The following is a 17,715-nucleotide window of genomic DNA, read 5'->3' on the forward strand; positions in this document are numbered from 1 at the left end:
TTAAACCCGGTTCGGCAATACGCGGTCGGGCGGGCGATGCCCGTCGACAAATGCCTTGATATTGATGATGACCTTGTCGCCCATATCAATGCGACCTTCCATCGTCGCCGACCCCATATGCGGTAGCAGGACGATCTTGCCCTTTTCGGCGAGGGCCAGCAGGCGTGGGTTGACGGCTGGCTCGTTCTCGAAAACGTCCAGCCCTGCCCCGGCAAGTTTACCCTGCTCAATTAGCTCGATCAGCGCATTCTCGTCGATGATCTGTCCGCGCGCCGTGTTGACCATATAGGCGGTCGGCTGCATCAGCGCGATGCGGCGCGCGGACAGCAGATGAAATGTGGCAGGCGTCGAAGGGCAGTTGACCGAGATGATATCCATCCGGGCCAGCATCTGGTCGAGACTATCCCAATAGGTCGCTTCCAGCTCTTCCTCGACCTGCGGATTGACGCGCTTGCGGTTGTGATAGTGAATGGAAAGTCCGAAAGCCTTGGCGCGGCGGGCGACAGCCGTACCGATGCGTCCCATGCCCACAATGCCGAGACGCTTGCCCCAGATGCGCCGCCCGAGCATCCAGGTCGGCGACCAGCCGGGCCATTGCCCATGACGCTCGCCCAACACATTGGCACCTTCCACCAGACGTCTTGGCACCGACAGCAGCAGCGCCAGTGTCATATCGGCAGTGTCCTCGGTCAGGACATTCGGCGTATTGGTGACGGTGATTCCACGCTTTGCGGCTGCGGCGACATCGATGTTGTCCACGCCATTGCCGAAATTTGCTATCAGCTTGAGATTGGGGCCAGCCTGTTCGATTGCTGCTGCATCGATGACATCCGTGATGCAGGGCACCAGAACGTCCGCTTCCTTCATCGCAGCGATGATTTCAGGCTGATTCATGCGATGGTCATCTATGTTCAGACGCGCATCAAACAGTTCCCGCATTCGGGTTTCCACTGGGTCGGGCAATTTTCGTGTCAGAACGACCAGCGGTTTCTTCTTGTTCGACATCTCCACCCCATCGTTAAGCAAAGCCCCTGGAACAGCCCCTGTTGTAACCAAATGGCAGGGCACGCTCCAAGAAATTTCCTGCACATTTTCAGCGGAAAACCGACTCCCACTTTTCCCGAAAATGCGTTAACCGAAGCTTCATGTTGAGACCTCCTTAACCAAGGCGGTGCAATATGGGATATTGCTTCGGCTGAACATCTCTATCAAGGCGAAGCGGCAAAGACAAAGAAAAACCGGAAACTTCAGGTGCCTCTTGGAAAGTCCGCAACGATTTTCTGAAAAGATGCATTTAAAATCAAACAATTAAGTCGCATCTCCATCTGTTGTACACAAATGGATGCACGATCTGAAAACAGGACGGCAACGTCGCCTCGCAGCCCCCTTAAACTGCCGAAGCTACTACCGTTCTGTCGTGACAGGACGGCGAGAGGTCGCAGTTTGTACAGAGTACTTTCGCAACGCTTTTTGATAGCCACGCTTGGCTTTCTGGCATTTTTTTTCTTTCTGGCACCGCTTGGCGCTTCGCACAGGCATGGCGCGCAGGCAGCAGAGCCTGCGGGTACCACTGTCGGCGCAAGCGGACTTCCCGTGCCGCGTTTCGTCAGCCTTAAGCCCGCTCGCGTCAATCTGCGCATCGGACCGGGACGTGACTACGCAGTTTCCTGGCTTTTCATGAAAGCCGGACTGCCGGTCGAAATCATCCAGGAATATGACAACTGGCGCCGTATCCGCGACGCGGACGGAACTGAAGGCTGGGTTTATCAGTCGCTTCTATCCGGCAAGCGAACCGCAATCACGGCACCCTGGCTCAAGAACAATCAGGGTTCGATGGTCAATATGCGCCGGGATGCCGCTGACACATCCGGGCTTGCCGCCGAGATCGAACCAGGCGTGGTTGGAACGGTGCGCGAATGTACCGGCCAATGGTGTCGGGTGGACATGGGCGGCGTCCGAGGCTGGATCAAGCAATCGGACCTGTGGGGCGTATATCCGGGCGAAACCTTCGACTGACTTCGTCCAAGCGGAGCGAAAATCGCCCCGCTTTTACTTCGGAATGTTACCAGGCAGGCGCCACCGATCCCTTGAACGTCGTGGCGATGAACTCCTTCACTTCGTCGCTGTGGTAGGATGAAATCAGAGTTTTCACCCAATCGGCATCCTTGTCGGCGGTGCGAACGACGAGAATATTAACGTAAGGCGCTTTCTCGCCTTCCCGCACCAGCGGATCGGTCGCAGGGTTCAAGCCAGCTTCCATGGCATAATTGGTGTTGATGACGGCAGCATCGACGTCTTCCATCGAACGCGGAAGCTGTGCCGCATCGAGTTCAACGAATTTTAGGTTCTTCGGATTTTCGACGATATCCAGCGCGCTGACCTTCAACCCCTTGGTCGGGTCGATTTTAATAATCCCGTTTTCGGCAAGTACCAGCAACGCGCGACCGCCATTGGTCGGATCATTGGGGATCGCAATCGTCGCGCCGTCGGCCAGCTCCGAAATATTCTTCAGCTTCTTCGAGTACAGCCCCATCGGAAAGTTGACGGTCTCCGCAACGCTCACAATATCGAAGCCGCGATCGGCGACCTGATTGTCGAGATAGGGCTTGTGCTGGAAGGAGTTGGCTTCCAGTGCGCCATCCGCAAGCGCCATGTTCGGGATGACATAATCCGAGAATTCCTGAATATCGATTTCAAGACCGTTCTTCTCGGCGACTTCCTTCACCTTTTCCATGATCTGGGCATGCGGCCCCGGAGTTACTCCGATCCGGATGGTTTTTGCAAAGGCGCTGCCAGCGGTAAACAGGGCAAGAATGGTCGCGGCGACGAGTAGCTTACGCATGATATCTCCTTGGAATGTGTCCAGCTGAGCTTGGGAGGCTATTCAGCCGAGATTGCAGAACTTCGTCGCTTTTCAGCCCATATGGTCCAATAGGCAACAAAAAAAGCGGCCATGGCCGCTCTCTTTTATCCCTGACTGAAAGGAGACCTTTATTGGCCCTTACGGCGCAGGCGAACGATAATATCCACATTGACGATTTCCATGCCATGCGGAGCATCCGGCATGTTGGCAACCGTAGGCTGGCCCTTTTCGCCATGTGGAATATCGAACACAACATTTTCCCCTTCGAGGAAGAAATGCTGGTGGTCCGAGATATTCGTATCGAAATAGGTCTTCGAGCCCTCAACTGCGATAATACGCAGCATACCGGCTTCCGTGAACTGGTGGAGCGTATTGTAAACCGTCGCCAGAGACACCGGTACATCGGCCATGACGGCCTCTTCGTGCAGGTCTTCCGCAGACAGATGGCGATCGCCCTGGGCGAAGATCAGGCTCGCAAGCGCAACGCGCTGCCGCGTCGGACGCAGGCCCGCGCGGCGGAGCTGCTCTTCCATCGAGACCGTCGAGTGGGTATGTGAAGACTGCATATTCACCGTTGGTTCCGTCACAAGCTTGTTGCAAAATCATCAATCGTCAAACGGGCTGTTGCCCATTGCATACTGACATTGATATATGCCGTTGCGAAATAACTATCAATAGCTTTGGGAATTGCCCGCTTTTTCGGATAAACCCCCGAATAAACCCATTGCATGATTTTACTGCCGGAAACAGTCTGTGGTAGGGATGTTCCGGTGAAACCCACAACCGGGCCGGATTGCCGGTCGATACAGAATGAACCTCAAGGGAGGCGTAATGGCAGAACAGAAATCAAGCTATGGGTATGAAGAGCTCCTGGCCTGCGCACGCGGCGAGATGTTCGGCCCCGGCAATGCTCAGCTTCCCCTGCCACCGATGCTGATGGTCCATCGCATCACCGATATTTCCGAAACCGGCGGCGAGTTCGACAAGGGCTATATCCGCGCCGAGTATGACGTGCGCCCCGACGATTGGTATTTTCCGTGCCATTTCATGGGCAATCCAATCATGCCGGGCTGCCTCGGCCTCGACGGCATGTGGCAGCTGACCGGTTTCTTTCTCGGTTGGCTCGGCGAGCCGGGTCGCGGCATGGCTCTCTCCACCGGTGAAGTGAAGTTCAAGGGCATGGTGCGTCCGCATACCAAGCTTCTCGAATATGGCATCGATTTCAAGCGCGTCATGCGTGGCCGCCTCGTGCTCGGCACGGCTGACGGCTGGCTGAAAGCCGATGGCGAAACCATCTACCGGGCGTCTGACCTGCGCGTCGGCCTGTCGAAGGACAGCGAGGGCCAGTAAGGCACCTCAATCATCATCATCCACGAGCGCGACTGCAAAAAAGTGAACAGTTTTCATGCGGCCGCGCTCAAAACATGCGAAGATCGCACCTATGTAACCGCGAACAGGCGGCAGTCCGCATGACGGACACGTCGCTCACGGATCAGGTGTAAAGGAGAACGCGATGCGGCGTGTGGTCGTAACGGGTATGGGGATCGTATCCTCGATTGGTAACAACACCGAAGAGGTCACGGCTTCGCTGCGTGAAGCTAAGTCCGGCATCTCCCGCGCTGAGGAATATGCCGAGCTTGGCTTCCGTTGTCAGGTGCACGGCGCTCCGAATATCGACGTCGAAGCACTGGTTGATCGTCGCGCGATGCGCTTCCATGGACGTGGCACGGCCTGGAACCATATTGCGATGGATCAGGCCATTGCGGATGCGGGACTTTCCGACGAGGAAGTCTCCAACGACCGCACCGGCATCATCATGGGCTCCGGCGGCCCTTCTACCCGCACCATTGTCGATTCTGCCGACATCACCCGCGAAAAAGGCCCGAAGCGCGTCGGCCCATTTGCCGTGCCAAAAGCCATGAGCTCGACGGCTTCCGCGACGCTGGCAACCTTCTTCAAGATCAAGGGCATCAACTATTCGATCTCCTCGGCTTGTGCGACGTCCAACCATTGCATCGGCAATGCGTTCGAAATGATCCAGTATGGCAAGCAGGACCGCATGTTTGCGGGCGGCTGCGAAGATCTCGACTGGACGCTTTCGGTTCTGTTCGACGCCATGGGTGCCATGTCGTCGAAATATAATGACACACCATCCACCGCCTCGCGCGCCTATGACAAGAACCGCGACGGCTTCGTCATTGCAGGCGGTGCAGGCGTTCTGGTCCTGGAAGACCTCGAAACCGCGCTGGCCCGCGGCGCCAAGATTTACGGCGAAATCGTTGGCTATGGCGCAACCTCCGACGGCTACGACATGGTCGCTCCGTCCGGTGAGGGCGCGATCCGCTGCATGAAGATGGCGCTGTCGACCGTCAAGGGCAAGATCGACTACATCAACCCGCACGCAACCTCGACGCCTGCTGGCGATGCGCCGGAAATCGAAGCTATCCGCCAGGTTTTCGGCTCGGGCGACGCCTGCCCGCCGATCGCTGCGACCAAATCGCTGACCGGTCACTCGCTCGGTGCAACCGGTGTGCAGGAAGCGATCTATTCACTTTTGATGATGCACAACAATTTCATTTGCGAAAGCGCTCATATCGAAGAACTGGACCCTGCCTTCGCGGATATGCCTATCGTTCGCAAGCGCATTGACAACGCTCAGCTCAACACCGTGCTCTCCAACTCCTTCGGATTTGGCGGCACCAATGCGACGCTGGTTTTCCAGCGCTACCAGGGCTGAGGGAGAGGGAAAATATGGAAGGTTTGATGAAAGGCAAACGCGGCCTCATTATGGGGGTCGCGAATAATCACTCACTCGCTTGGGGAATTTCAAAGCAACTCGCAGCACAAGGCGCCGAACTGGCCTTTACCTATCAGGGCGATGCGCTCGGCAAGCGCGTAAAGCCGCTGGCCGAACAGGTTGGCTCTGATTTCGTGCTGCCTTGCGATGTGGAAAATATCGAGTCGGTCGATGCGGTCTTTGCCGAAATCGAAAAGAAGTGGGGCAAGCTCGATTTCATCGTTCACGCCATCGGCTTCTCCGACAAGACCGAACTGAAGGGTCGCTACGCAGACGTCACCACGCGCGAAAATTTCAGCCGCACCATGGTGATTTCCGCCTACTCCTTCACGGAAATGGCGCAGCGCGCCGAAAAGCTCATGAAAGACGGCGGCTCAATCCTGACGCTGACCTATGGCGGCTCGACCCGTACGATTCCGAACTACAACGTCATGGGCGTTGCCAAAGCTGCGCTTGAAGCCATGGTTCGTTATCTTGCCGCCGACTACGGTCCGCAGGGCATCCGCGTTAACGCCATTTCGGCGGGGCCGGTGCGCACGCTGGCCGGCGCCGGCATCGGTGATGCGCGCGCGATCTTCAGCTATCAGCGTCGCAACTCGCCGCTACGCCGCACCGTCGATATTGATGACGTGGGCAAATCAGCGGTCTATCTGCTGTCCGATCTTTCCAGCGGCGTCACCGGTGAAATCCATTATGTGGATTCGGGCTATAATATCGTCTCCATGCCCACGCTCGAAGAGCTGAAAAGCTCCGATGCGGAACGCGGCGAGTAAGCTCGCCTCTCATAAACAATAAGGCCGCCTAAAGGCGGCCTTTTTGTTTACTTCTTTGCATCAAATATCTTGAAGCCATTTGCCTCTTCGAGGAGCGTCACGTTCTTGAACAACCCTTTGAGCGTTGTCTCATAAGGCAGTTGACGATTTGCCACCATTAGCAGACGCCCGCCCGGTTTAAGGCGCGACGCGGCAGCAGCAATGAACGTCTGACCAAGCGACACATCTGTCACCCTTCCCTCGTGGAACGGTGGATTCATGATAACGGTGTCGTAGATGCCTGCCATCTTTTCACTCGTCACATCAAACCAATTGAAGCTGATCGGTATCGACGCTCCAAGCCGCTCCAGATTGCCACGAGCAGCCTCCAGTGCTTCATAATCCGCTTCGTAAAGATCGATGGATTTGATGCGATCCGCAAACTTCAGGCATTGCGCTGCAAGATAGCCCCAGCCAGCGCCAAGATCGGCCACGTTGCCGAAAACGATCTTCTCCATATGCGGGACGAGCAGCGCCGAACCTTTATCGATCACGCCGTGCGAGAACATGCCGGGTTCGGTCCGGAACACCTCGTCAATATCGGTCGCAAGCGGTTTCAGCGCTGCAATGAAGTCATCAGCAAGATCGGCAGGACGCCTGAGCCAGAAAACCACCGCATGGTTTTTCGACATGCGGTCGCTAATCTCGGCAATGTTGCCGGCCCATTTTCGAAAGCTGTCGATGCCGAGCTTCTTGTCGCCGGATACCGCAATCCATCCACCTGGCTCAACACGCGCCAAAAGCTCCGCAAACCACGCCTCGTTGCGTCCGCGATGTTTTCCGAGCAGAAGTAGCCCGCCGGAAAAACGCTGTTCCTCGCCCACGTCAGACGCTAATCTCGGAACTGCCTTGAAGCCTTCCTTTTCCAGCGCCAGCCAGTCGGGGCGCCAGGGTTGCAGGAAGATCAGCGCCTGTTTCCATTCATCTTCAAGATGCCTATCCGCAGAAAGACCGCAGGCCAGGAACGACTGGCCCTCTTCGGGCATATCCAGAATGCCCTGATCGAAGGGAAGAAAGAGTGTTTGTTGTGCCGGTGTAATCATAACCGTTCTTTACTCTGCGGGATCGCATCCGAAAAGTCCGCAAAGCCTCAATGATTCACATGCAACAACAAAAAAGCGCGCCATCAAGGCGCGCTTCCTTTGAAATCGAAGAAATCAACGCTTACTCAGCGTCAGCTTCTTCCTTTTTCTTTTCCTGAACAATTTCCTTGCCGGTTTCCTGATCGACGACCTTCATCGACAGGCGAACCTTGCCACGTTCGTCGAAGCCCATAAGCTTCACCCAGACCTTCTGGCCTTCCTTGACCACATCGGTGGTCTTGGCAACGCGGTCGCTAGCCAGCTGCGAAATGTGAACCAGACCATCGCGCGGACCGAAGAAGTTCACGAAAGCGCCGAAGTCAGCGGTCTTGACGACCGTACCTTCATAGATTTCACCGACTTCCGGCTCGGCAACAATCGAGTGAATCCACTTCTTCGCGGCTTCGATTTCCTTGCCGTTGGACGATGCAATCTTCACCGTGCCGTCGTCTTCGATGTTGATCTTGGCGCCGGTCTTTTCCACGATTTCGCGGATGACCTTGCCGCCAGAACCGATAACATCACGGATCTTGTCGGTCGGGATGTTCATCACTTCGATGCGCGGAGCGAATTCGCCGAGTTCTTCACGCGAGGTCGAGAGGGCCTTCGCCATTTCGCCGAGAATGTGAACGCGACCACCCTTGGCCTGCTCCAGAGCGACCTTCATAATCTCTTCGGTGATCCCGTCGATCTTGATGTCCATTTGCAGCGAGGTGATGCCGTTTTCAGTACCGGCTACCTTGAAGTCCATGTCGCCGAGATGATCTTCATCGCCGAGAATGTCGGAGAGAACGGCGAAACGCTCGCCTTCCTTGATCAGGCCCATGGCGATACCCGCGACCGGACGTGCAAGCGGAACGCCTGCATCCATGAGAGCGAGTGAGGTACCGCAAACGGTAGCCATCGAGGACGAACCGTTTGATTCCGTGATCTCGGAGACCGCGCGGATCGTGTACGGGAACTGCTCAGCGGCAGGCAGCATCGGATGGATAGCGCGCCATGCGAGCTTGCCATGACCGATTTCACGACGACCCGGCGACCCCATGCGGCCGGTTTCGCCGACGGAATAAGGCGGGAAGTTGTAGTGCAGCATGAAAGGCTGCTTGTAGGTGCCCGTCAGCGCGTCGATCATCTGTTCGTCTTCGCCGGTGCCGAGCGTGGCAACAACGATAGCCTGCGTTTCGCCGCGGGTGAACAGAGCCGAGCCGTGAGTGCGTGGCAGAAGGCCAACCTCTGAGACGATCGGACGAACGGTCGAAAGATCGCGACCGTCGATGCGGCTGCCGGTATCAAGAATGTTCCAGCGAACGATCTTGGCCTGCAGATGCTTGAAAATGGTCGCGAACTGTTCCGGCGACATTTCCGTTTCTTCCACGCCTTCAGGGAAGAAATGTTCCTTCGCCTTTGCCTTGGCGGCATCGACGGCGGCATAACGAGCTTGCTTTTCGGTGATCTTGTAGGCGTCGCGCAGGTCGCTTTCTACAACGGCGAGCATCTTGGCTTCGAGGGCCGACAGGTCTTCCGGCTGGAAGTCGCGCGGTTCCTTGGCGGCAACTTCAGCAAGCTTGATGATCGCGTCGATCACAGGCTGGAAGCCCTTCTGGCCGAACACGACCGCACCAAGCATGACTTCTTCGGAGAGTTCCTGTGCTTCGGATTCGACCATCAGCACGGCTTCCGACGTACCAGCGACAACCAGATCGAGCTTCGATTCCGGCATTTCGTCGATATTCGGGTTCAGGACGTATTCGCCATTGATGTAGCCGACGCGTGCGCCGCCAATCGGGCCCATGAATGGCACGCCCGAAATGGTAAGCGCTGCGGAAGCGGCAACCATCGACAGGACGTCCGGATCGTTTTCCAGATCATGCTGAACAACGGTGATGACAACCTGCGTGTCGTTCTTGTAGCCGTCGACGAAGAGCGGGCGGATCGGACGGTCGATCAGGCGCGAAACCAGCGTTTCGTTTTCGCTCGGACGACCCTCACGCTTGAAGTAGCCACCAGGTATCTTGCCTGCGGCGTAGGTCTTTTCCTGATAATTGACGGTCAACGGGAAGAAATCCTGGCCCGGCTTCGGCTCCTTGGCAGAAACGACAGTCGCCAGAACGACGGTTTCGCCGTAGGTTGCGAGAACTGCACCGTCAGCCTGACGGGCGATCTTGCCAGTTTCGAGCGTAAGCGGACGGCCGCCCCATTCGATTTCTACTTTATGGGTATTGAACATATCTTGTCCTCATGTGGTGATGCCGCGCAAAAGCGCCTGAAGGCATCGCCCGGTTGGCGGACGGGCCACGGGCAAGACAACGGGAAGTTCGTTATGTGTCAGAATATTCATTCCCGAACATCCTCTGACACGAACTGCCTGCAATCCTGCCCCATGACTGGTCCAGGTCATGAGCCTTGTGGCTCTTCATCGACATGACGGAATGCACCCGGTGCGCCGTTTCATGCCAGCGGGCATTCGCCCGGTACTGTCGCATTTTATCTATTAGCGGCTATCCGCACGACAAAATACTGAATAAATCAAACGGGCGACGTTTTGAGGCGTCGCCCGATTTCAACCTTAACGGCGCAGGCCGAGACGGCCGATCAGCGCCTGATAACGCGCTTCGTTAATGCCCTTGACATAGTCAAGAAGGCGACGACGCTGCGAAACCAGCTTCAAGAGGCCGCGACGCGAATGATTGTCATTCTTGTGACCCTTGAAGTGTTCGGTGAGGTTGGCAATACGCTCGGAAAGAACGGCAACCTGTACTTCAGGAGAACCGGTATCGCCTTCCTTGGTGGCGTATTCCTTGATAAGTGCTTGCTTGCGCTCAGCAGTAATCGACATCGTAACACCCTTTCTAGATGAGAGGAAAACCAGACGCCCGGGCCGGGATGTCGTCCAGCGCGGGCCATTTACACGATCTGACATGCTTTTACGCATGATCGATGAGGGGCATATAGTGCAAAATTGGCGGGAACGCCAGTCTCAATTCAATTTGCCGCCTTATCGCGATCTTCTGACGAAACGTCAGCCCGTTGTGAAAACGCGCTTCGGTTTGAATTGTCCGTGCTCGATATACCCGATGGCAAGCAGTTTTCCGCGTGCTGTGACACAGGCTTCGTCCGCTTCCAGAGGAGCATCACGTCCGCGCAAGATCACCGGATTGCCAAGACGCACGCGTTGCGCCTGATCGTCGGTAAGCGATACCTGCGGCAGGCAGTCAAGTGCTGCCCCCGTATCGATGACCAATGCGTCGATTGCCGAAAAGTCGCGACGTGGAGCGGGCTCGACAATATTGCCGTCCTCATCCTTCGGCGGAAGTGGAGGCCAAGCCTGTTCGAGTTCAGCCAGGGTTACGGCGTCTTCTTCCGTAAATGGCGCAACTTCAATGCGGCGTAGTTCCGAAATATGGCCGTAGCAGCCGAGGTCCCGGCCCATATCGCGCGCAAGCGAGCGCACATAAGTGCCCTTGGAACACTCGACCTCGAATTCGGTGCGATCGGCATCCGGAATACCAACGATCTCCAGGCGGTCGATCTCGACTTCGCGGGATGGAATCTCCACCGTCTCGCCTTCGCGCGCAAGATCGTAAGCGCGCTCACCGTCGATCTTGATGGCGGAGAACTGCGGCGGGACCTGGGAAATGACACCGGTATAATTCGGCAGCAATGCCTCGACATCAGCGCGCGACGGCCGCTTGTCCGAGGTCTTGGTCGGCTGGCCTTCCAGATCGTCCGTGGAGCGTTCCTCGCCCCAGCTTACCGTGAAACGATAAATCTTGGTTCCATCCATGACATAAGGCACGGTCTTTGTGGCTTCACCCAGCGCTATGGGCAACATGCCGGAAGCAAGCGGATCAAGTGTACCGGCATGACCGGCTTTTTCGGCGTTGAACAGCCACTTGATCTTCGAGACCGCCTCGGTCGATCCCATCCCTTTCGGCTTATCGAAAATAACCCAGCCGGATATCGGACGACCTTTTTTCTTGCCTCGTCTTGCCATGCTTTATTCGTCTCCATTGCGGGAAGCCTTGTCTGCCTCCCGGTCTTCTTCATCGTCATGCGCAAGATCGCGGGCGACTTCCGGCGAGCGGAGGAGCGCATCGATCTTGGAAAAATTGTCAAAGCTCGTATCGGCCCGGAAACGGAATTCCGGCATGTACTTCATCTGGCTTAGGCTCGGCGCCATGCGTCCGCGAATGAACTTAGCGTTTGCAGCCAGCGCCTTGATAACCGCCTGCGTATCGGCATCACCGAGAGGGGTGATGAAGCAGGTCGCGATCTTAAGGTCAGGAGACATGCGCACTTCCGAAACCGAAATCACGGTGCGACTGATAAGATCGTCGCGAATTTCACCGCGCTGAAGCACTTGCGCCAATGCGTGACGCACCTGCTCGCCGACGCGAAGCTGGCGCTGGGAAAGACCACCTGAGCCCTTGGGGTCGGGAGAACGTGCCATAGTTAAATCCTCGATAAACAGCCATAAAACGGCGTTCAGCTCTTTCGGCTGTCCGACCGCATGACTTGAAAATTATGGGCGTAACTTACCACAATTCAGATGGGAGTCAGACCCTCGGAACCGGGCAATAAAAAGCCGGACCGCCCAATTCGGGACGGTCCGGCTCAAAGCTATTAAAGCGTGCGCGAAACGTGCTCGACGCGGAAGGCTTCGATGACATCGCCTGCGCGAATATCGTCGTAGTTTTCGAACGCCATACCGCATTCTTGACCAGCTGGAACTTCCGACACTTCGTCCTTGAAGCGCTTGAGCGTCTTGAGCTTGCCTTCGTGGATAACCACGTTGTCGCGGATGAGGCGAACGCCTGCGCCGCGCTCGACCTTGCCTTCGGTGACACGACAACCGGCAACCTTGCCGACCTTGGTGATGTTGAAGACTTCGAGAATCTCCGCATTGCCGAGGAAGGTTTCGCGGCGTTCCGGCGACAACAGGCCCGACATCGCTGCCTTAACGTCATCGATCAGATCATAGATGATGTTATAGTAGCGAATTTCGATGCCCTGCTGATCGGCTGCGTCGCGTGCCTGCTTGTTGGCGCGGACGTTGAAGCCGATGATGGCTGCGTTGGAAGCTTCGGCCAGCGAAACGTCGCTTTCCGTGATACCACCTGCACCCGAATGAACGATGCGGGCACGAACTTCGTCGGTGCCAAGCTTGTCCAGTGCATTGGTGATGGCTTCGATAGAGCCCTGCACGTCGCCCTTGATGACGAGCGGGAATTCCTTCGTGCCCGACACCTGAAGCTGGTTCATCATCTGCTCGAGCGAACCGCGTGCACCCGACTGGCGAGCGACAGCCTTGTCGCGTGCCAAACGCTGGCGGTATTCGGCGATTTCACGTGCCTTGGCTTCGTTGGCAACCACTGCGAAACGGTCACCCGCCTGCGGCGTTCCCTGGAGGCCGAGGATTTCGACCGGCATTGCCGGACCGGCCTCCTTGACATGCTCGCCACGGTCGTTGACCAGGGCGCGCACACGGCCCCATTCGCTACCGGCGACCAGAATGTCACCCGGATGCAACGTACCGGTCTGAACCAGAACGGTTGCAACCGAACCACGGCCACGATCAAGCTGGGCTTCGACGACAACGCCTTCAGCCGTACGCGTCGGATCTGACTTGAGATCAAGAATTTCAGCCTGCAACAGAATTGCCTCAAGCAATTTGTCGAGGTTGAGCTTGTTCTTGGCCGACACTTCGACGTCGAGAACTTCACCACCCATCGATTCCACAAAGACATCGTGCTGCAACAGGGCAGTACGAACCTTCTGCGGATCCGCAGCCGGCTTGTCGATCTTGTTGATCGCCACGATGATCGGAACGCCTGCCGCCTTGGCATGATTGATCGATTCAATCGTCTGCGGCATGACGCTGTCGTCCGCAGCCACCACGAGGATGGCAATATCGGTCGCCTGCGCACCACGGGCACGCATTGCGGTAAAGGCAGCGTGGCCTGGCGTATCGATGAAGGTGATCTTCTGGCCGTTCTGTTCGACCTGATAGGCACCGATATGCTGGGTGATGCCGCCGGCTTCGCCCGACACGACATTCGCATGACGGATCGCATCGAGCAGCGAGGTCTTGCCGTGATCGACGTGACCCATGATGGTCACGACCGGAGGCCGGGAAACCAGCGCGGCTTCGTTATCGGCTACACCGAAGATACCTTCTTCAACGTCCGATTCTGCAACGCGCTTGACAGTGTGGCCGAACTCTTCAGCGATCAACTGTGCCATATCGGCATCGATCACGTCGCCCGGCTTCATCATCTGGCCCTGCTTCATCAGGTACTTGATGATATCAACCGAACGTTCGGTCATACGCTGCGCAAGTTCCTGAAGAGTGATGGTTTCAGGAATGGTCACCTCACGCGAAATCTTTTCGCGGGTTTCCTGCATCTGCGAACGCTTGAACTTTTCCTGACGGCGGCGCATCGCCGACAACGAACGCGAACGGCCTTCGTCTTCCAGATTGCTGGAGATCGTCAGCTTGCCACGACGGCGATCATCTTCCGTCTTGACCACCTTTGGCGCACGAACTTCCGGCTTGGCCGGTGCACCACGACGGGCAGTGGTTTGCCCACCACCACGACGGTCATCATCGTCGGATGCCACAGTCTTGCGAAGCTGGCTCTGTGGAAGAGGCTTGCCTGGTCCCGGCGCGGTTTCGGCAAGCGACGGAGCCGGGCGCGGACCACCCTGCTGCGGGCGGCCACCTTGCGGCGGACGATTGCCCTGAGGACGACCGGCCTGCTGCGGGCGATTGCCCTGCGGTGCCGGGCGGGCATCATCGCGCCGCTCGGCACGGGCTTCCGGCTGCGGCATACGCTTGGCAGCTTCTTCCTCAGCTTTGCGGCGAGCATCGGCCTCGGCCTTGAGACGGGCTTCCTCTTCCGCCTGACGACGGGCAGATTCTTCACGTTCCTTGGCCCGGCGAGCATCTTCCTCAGCGCGGCGCTTGGCTTCCTCGACAGCGCGAGCGCGTTCTTCAACTTCACGAACCTGAGCTTCTTCGAGCGCGCGGCGACGTGCATCCATTTCGGAACGCGACAACGTGTTCAGCACCATGCCGGAACGGTCGGACGGGCGCGGACGCTGTGCCTGCTGGCCGCCAGGGCGCTGCTGTGCCGGTCGTTGCTGTGCAACATGCGGCCTTGTTACCGGAGCGGCAGGTGCTGCTGGCTTCGGTGCCGGGGCAGCAGGAGCGGGCGCGCGCACTACCGGAGCGGCCTGTGCAGGCTGCGCGGCGACTGGCGCGGGTGCGGCAGGGGCAGATGCAGCAGGCGTAGGCGCGGCGGGTGCCGGAGCTGCTGGCCTTGGGGCCGCTGCCTCGACTTCCGGCTTTTCGTCAGGCCGCGAGAACTTGCGCTTCTTCGTTTCAACGACGACAGCCTTCGTGCGGCCGTGGCTGAAATTCTGGCGCACGGTGCTCTGCTCGACGCCTGGCCGCTTCATGGTCAGCGTCTTCTTCGTATTAACGCTCAGCGTCTTGTCGTCGTTCGTTTTATCGCTCATTACGTTTCCGTTTCCTTCGCGGCTCCGGCCGCTCTACTCGAGCATTATCCAACGCGACTGGGTCAGGTTGGATAAAGCTCCAGTCATCCGCCTCAACGCGCAATCCAATCCGGGGCCTGCCAAGCCCTTCCAGATTTGCGCTCTAATCCGGGTTCGATGCGCTTTCACCGCGATAGCGATGCAACATAAGCGCCCGCTTTACGAACCCGGCCGCCGCCTTTCCTTCAAGTACGGCTGCATGTATCACATTTCCGCCCCCAAATGCCAAATCCATTTCTTCCCCTGTAAAAAGAGTGAAAGAAGGGATTTCCGGACCATCCAGATGCACCACAGCACGGCGAGCCTGATCGAGCTTGCGTACGCCGTCGGCGGCGGCTTCCTTTGCGTGCAACACCATGGCGGCTGTCCCAGTGCGGATCGCCTGATCCACCTTGGTCGAGCCCGACACCACAGCCCCGGCCTTGCGAGCCAGAGCGAGGCTACCGAGAGCAGATTTCGTCAGCAGCTGGTCCACCAGCGCGCCAAGATCCGCCTGCGGCGTCACACCTTCTTTCAGCGCCCGCGCAAAAAGCTTGCGCTTGACCGCTTCATCCACCAGACGACGCTCAGCCTTGACCCAGCATCCCCTGCCCGGCAGATTCCTTTTCAAGTCCGGCACCACAGAACCGTCGGGACCGGCCACAAAACGGATCAGATCATCGGCAGAACCGCTTTCGCGCGTGACGATACAGGTTCTGTCATTCATATCCTGCTCCACGCGAACTCCAGTCTTGCCATATTGCGGTCTGCCCGCACATCGGACGTAACGCGGGCGCTGTACCAGAGCAAAAGCCCCACCACAACCCGTAAGATGGCCGGAACCCGCTCGAAACCCGAACCGGCCAATCAATTCGAATGAACGACGACCATTTTTCCGGGATCAATTGCGAGAGCCGCACAGCTTACGCCTGAATTGCCTCAGACGTAAGAAGCCATGCGGCTCTTTTTATTCCAGCAGCTCCTTAAGAAGCAGCTTCCTCTTCACCGGCTTCTGCTTCGGCTTGTTCTTCCTGAGCTGATGCCAGTTCTTCTTCCGTGATCCATCCTGCCTTCAAACGAGCAGTCAGAACCATCTGTTCCGCATCGACGCGCGAAACATCGAAGGAAGAGAAGATACCGCTATGAGCAACGGTTTCGCCGTCCTTGCGTTCACGCCAACCGACCAGATCGTCAACGGCATATCCGGCAAAGTCCTCGATCGTCTTCACGCCGTCCTCCCCGACTGCCACCAGCATCGCCGTGGTGATGCCCGGCAGCTCGCGCAATTCGTCTTCGACGCCCAGTTCCTTGCGGCGATCATCCTGTTCGCTTTCGATGCGATCCAGATACTCGCGGGCACGTTCCTGGATTTCGCCAGCCGTATCCTCATCGAAACCATCGATGGACGCAATTTCTCCCGGCTCGACATAGGCCAGTTCTTCAACGGATGCGAAACCTTCGGAGGCCAGAACCTGACCAACCATCTCGTCCACGTTAAGGGCATCCATGAAGAGCGTCGAACGCTCGGTGAATTCCTTCTGGCGACGTTCGGATTCTTCGTCTTCCGTCAGGATGTCGATATCCCAGCCGGTGAGCTGGGAAGCCAGACGCACGTTCTGACCGCGACGACCGATTGCAAGTGATAGTTGGTCATTCGGGACGACAACTTCAATACGTTCGGCATCTTCATCGAGAACAACCTTGGCAACTTCAGCGGGCTGAAGCGCGTTGACGATGAAGGAAGCGGCGTCCGGCGACCACGGAATGATATCGATCTTTTCACCCTGCAGTTCGCCGACAACGGCCTGAACGCGTGAGCCGCGCATACCGACGCAGGCGCCGACCGGATCGATGGAAGCGTCACGTGACACGACCGCAATCTTGGCACGGGAACCCGGATCGCGGGCAACCGATTTGATTTCGATGATGCCGTCGTAAATTTCCGGCACTTCCATGGTGAAGAGCTTCGCCATGAAGGATGGATGGGTGCGCGAGAGGAAAATCTGCGGACCGCGCTGTTCGCGGCGCACGTCGTAAACATAGGCGCGGATACGGTCGCCATAACGGAATGCTTCACGCGGGATCAGTTCGTCGCGGCGTACGATGGCTTCGCCACGACCGAGATCGACAATCACATTGCCGTATTCGACGCGCTTGACGGTGCCGTTGACGATTTCACCAACGCGATCCTTGTATTCGTCATACTGGCGATCACGCTCGGCTTCGCGCACTTTTTGCACAATAACCTGCTTTGCAGACTGGGCGGCAATACGGCCGAAATCCATTGGCGGCAGCTGATCGGCGATGAAGTCGCCAACCTGTGCATCCGGATTGCGATCGCGCGCGGTGAAAAGCGAAATCTGCGTCGCGTAATCCTCTACATGCTCGACGACTTCGAGCAGGCGCTGCAGCTTGATCTCGCCGGACTTCGCATTGATGTCCGCGCGGATGTTGCTTTCCTGGCCGTAACGCGAACGCGCCGCCTTCTGGATCGCATCGGCCATGGCCGCAAGAACGATCTCGCGGTCGATCGACTTCTCGCGTGCGACCGCATCGGCGATCTGCAGAAGCTCCAGCCTGTTAGCACTGACTGCCATTGGACTCTCCTTGGTGTCGCACCCG

At 57.4% G+C, this 17,715-nt stretch carries 15 protein-coding genes; 4 read left to right on the forward strand and 11 right to left on the reverse strand.

Annotated elements, in window-relative coordinates; all coding sequences use genetic code 11:
* Positions 1-1,005 carry a 2-hydroxyacid dehydrogenase gene (locus HWX93_RS03010; RefSeq protein ID WP_176036455.1) on the reverse strand — a complete coding sequence of 335 codons (1,005 nt, stop codon included), beginning with the start codon at positions 1,003-1,005 and terminating at the stop codon, positions 1-3.
* Positions 1,006-1,443: 438 nt separating this feature from the next.
* Between HWX93_RS03010 and HWX93_RS03015 the strand changes: the two genes are divergently transcribed.
* The gene (locus HWX93_RS03015; protein ID WP_109987095.1) at positions 1,444-2,016 is read left to right on the forward strand and encodes an SH3 domain-containing protein; all 573 of its coding nucleotides are present in this window, start codon (positions 1,444-1,446) and stop codon (positions 2,014-2,016) included.
* A gap of 46 nt (positions 2,017-2,062) precedes the next feature.
* Here the strand turns inward: HWX93_RS03015 and HWX93_RS03020 are convergent, their stop codons facing one another.
* On the reverse strand, positions 2,063-2,842 hold the full coding sequence (locus tag HWX93_RS03020) for a MetQ/NlpA family ABC transporter substrate-binding protein (RefSeq protein WP_176036456.1): 780 nt from the start codon (positions 2,840-2,842) through the stop codon (positions 2,063-2,065).
* Between the two features lie 149 nt (positions 2,843-2,991).
* Positions 2,992-3,429, reverse strand: a complete 438-nt coding sequence (irrA, locus tag HWX93_RS03025; protein ID WP_109987093.1) for an iron response transcriptional regulator IrrA — start codon at positions 3,427-3,429, stop codon at positions 2,992-2,994.
* Positions 3,430-3,694: 265 nt separating this feature from the next.
* Between irrA and fabA the strand changes: the two genes are divergently transcribed.
* The 3 genes from fabA to fabI all read left to right on the forward strand — a co-directional run bounded on the left by fabA (position 3,695) and on the right by fabI (position 6,433).
* Positions 3,695-4,213, forward strand: coding sequence for a 3-hydroxyacyl-[acyl-carrier-protein] dehydratase FabA (gene fabA / locus HWX93_RS03030; RefSeq protein ID WP_010657784.1), 519 nt, complete (start codon positions 3,695-3,697; stop codon positions 4,211-4,213).
* 163 nt (positions 4,214-4,376) lie between these two features.
* Entirely contained in the window at positions 4,377-5,600 is a 1,224-nt protein-coding gene (gene fabB, locus HWX93_RS03035) for a beta-ketoacyl-ACP synthase I (RefSeq protein ID WP_061344685.1), read from the forward strand.
* A gap of 14 nt (positions 5,601-5,614) precedes the next feature.
* On the forward strand, positions 5,615-6,433 hold the full coding sequence (gene fabI, locus HWX93_RS03040) for an enoyl-ACP reductase FabI (RefSeq protein WP_176036457.1): 819 nt from the start codon (positions 5,615-5,617) through the stop codon (positions 6,431-6,433).
* Between the two features lie 47 nt (positions 6,434-6,480).
* Here fabI and HWX93_RS03045 read toward each other — a convergent pair whose 3' ends face one another.
* From HWX93_RS03045 to nusA, 8 genes are all read right to left on the reverse strand, one after another.
* A complete protein-coding gene (locus HWX93_RS03045) occupies positions 6,481-7,515 on the reverse strand; it encodes a class I SAM-dependent methyltransferase (protein ID WP_176036458.1) in 1,035 nt (344 codons plus the stop codon).
* A gap of 121 nt (positions 7,516-7,636) precedes the next feature.
* Entirely contained in the window at positions 7,637-9,781 is a 2,145-nt protein-coding gene (gene pnp / locus HWX93_RS03050) for a polyribonucleotide nucleotidyltransferase (protein WP_109987090.1), read from the reverse strand.
* A gap of 339 nt (positions 9,782-10,120) precedes the next feature.
* On the reverse strand, positions 10,121-10,390 hold the full coding sequence (gene rpsO / locus HWX93_RS03055; RefSeq protein WP_176036624.1) for a 30S ribosomal protein S15: 270 nt from the start codon (positions 10,388-10,390) through the stop codon (positions 10,121-10,123).
* Positions 10,391-10,573: 183 nt separating this feature from the next.
* Positions 10,574-11,548, reverse strand: a complete 975-nt coding sequence (truB, locus tag HWX93_RS03060; RefSeq protein ID WP_109987089.1) for a tRNA pseudouridine(55) synthase TruB — start codon at positions 11,546-11,548, stop codon at positions 10,574-10,576.
* A 3-nt stretch (positions 11,549-11,551) separates the two neighbouring features.
* Positions 11,552-12,004, reverse strand: a complete 453-nt coding sequence (gene rbfA, locus HWX93_RS03065) for a 30S ribosome-binding factor RbfA (RefSeq protein ID WP_176036459.1) — start codon at positions 12,002-12,004, stop codon at positions 11,552-11,554.
* Positions 12,005-12,177: 173 nt separating this feature from the next.
* Positions 12,178-15,075, reverse strand: a complete 2,898-nt coding sequence (infB, locus tag HWX93_RS03070) for a translation initiation factor IF-2 (protein ID WP_176036460.1) — start codon at positions 15,073-15,075, stop codon at positions 12,178-12,180.
* Between the two features lie 142 nt (positions 15,076-15,217).
* Entirely contained in the window at positions 15,218-15,832 is a 615-nt protein-coding gene (locus tag HWX93_RS03075) for an RNA-binding protein (RefSeq protein WP_268904571.1), read from the reverse strand.
* A gap of 244 nt (positions 15,833-16,076) precedes the next feature.
* Positions 16,077-17,690, reverse strand: coding sequence for a transcription termination factor NusA (nusA, locus tag HWX93_RS03080; RefSeq protein WP_176036462.1), 1,614 nt, complete (start codon positions 17,688-17,690; stop codon positions 16,077-16,079).
* Positions 17,691-17,715: the final 25 nt, after the last annotated feature.

Origin of the sequence: Brucella tritici (assembly GCF_902825325.1) — a bacterium.
GTDB lineage: Bacteria > Pseudomonadota > Alphaproteobacteria > Rhizobiales > Rhizobiaceae > Brucella.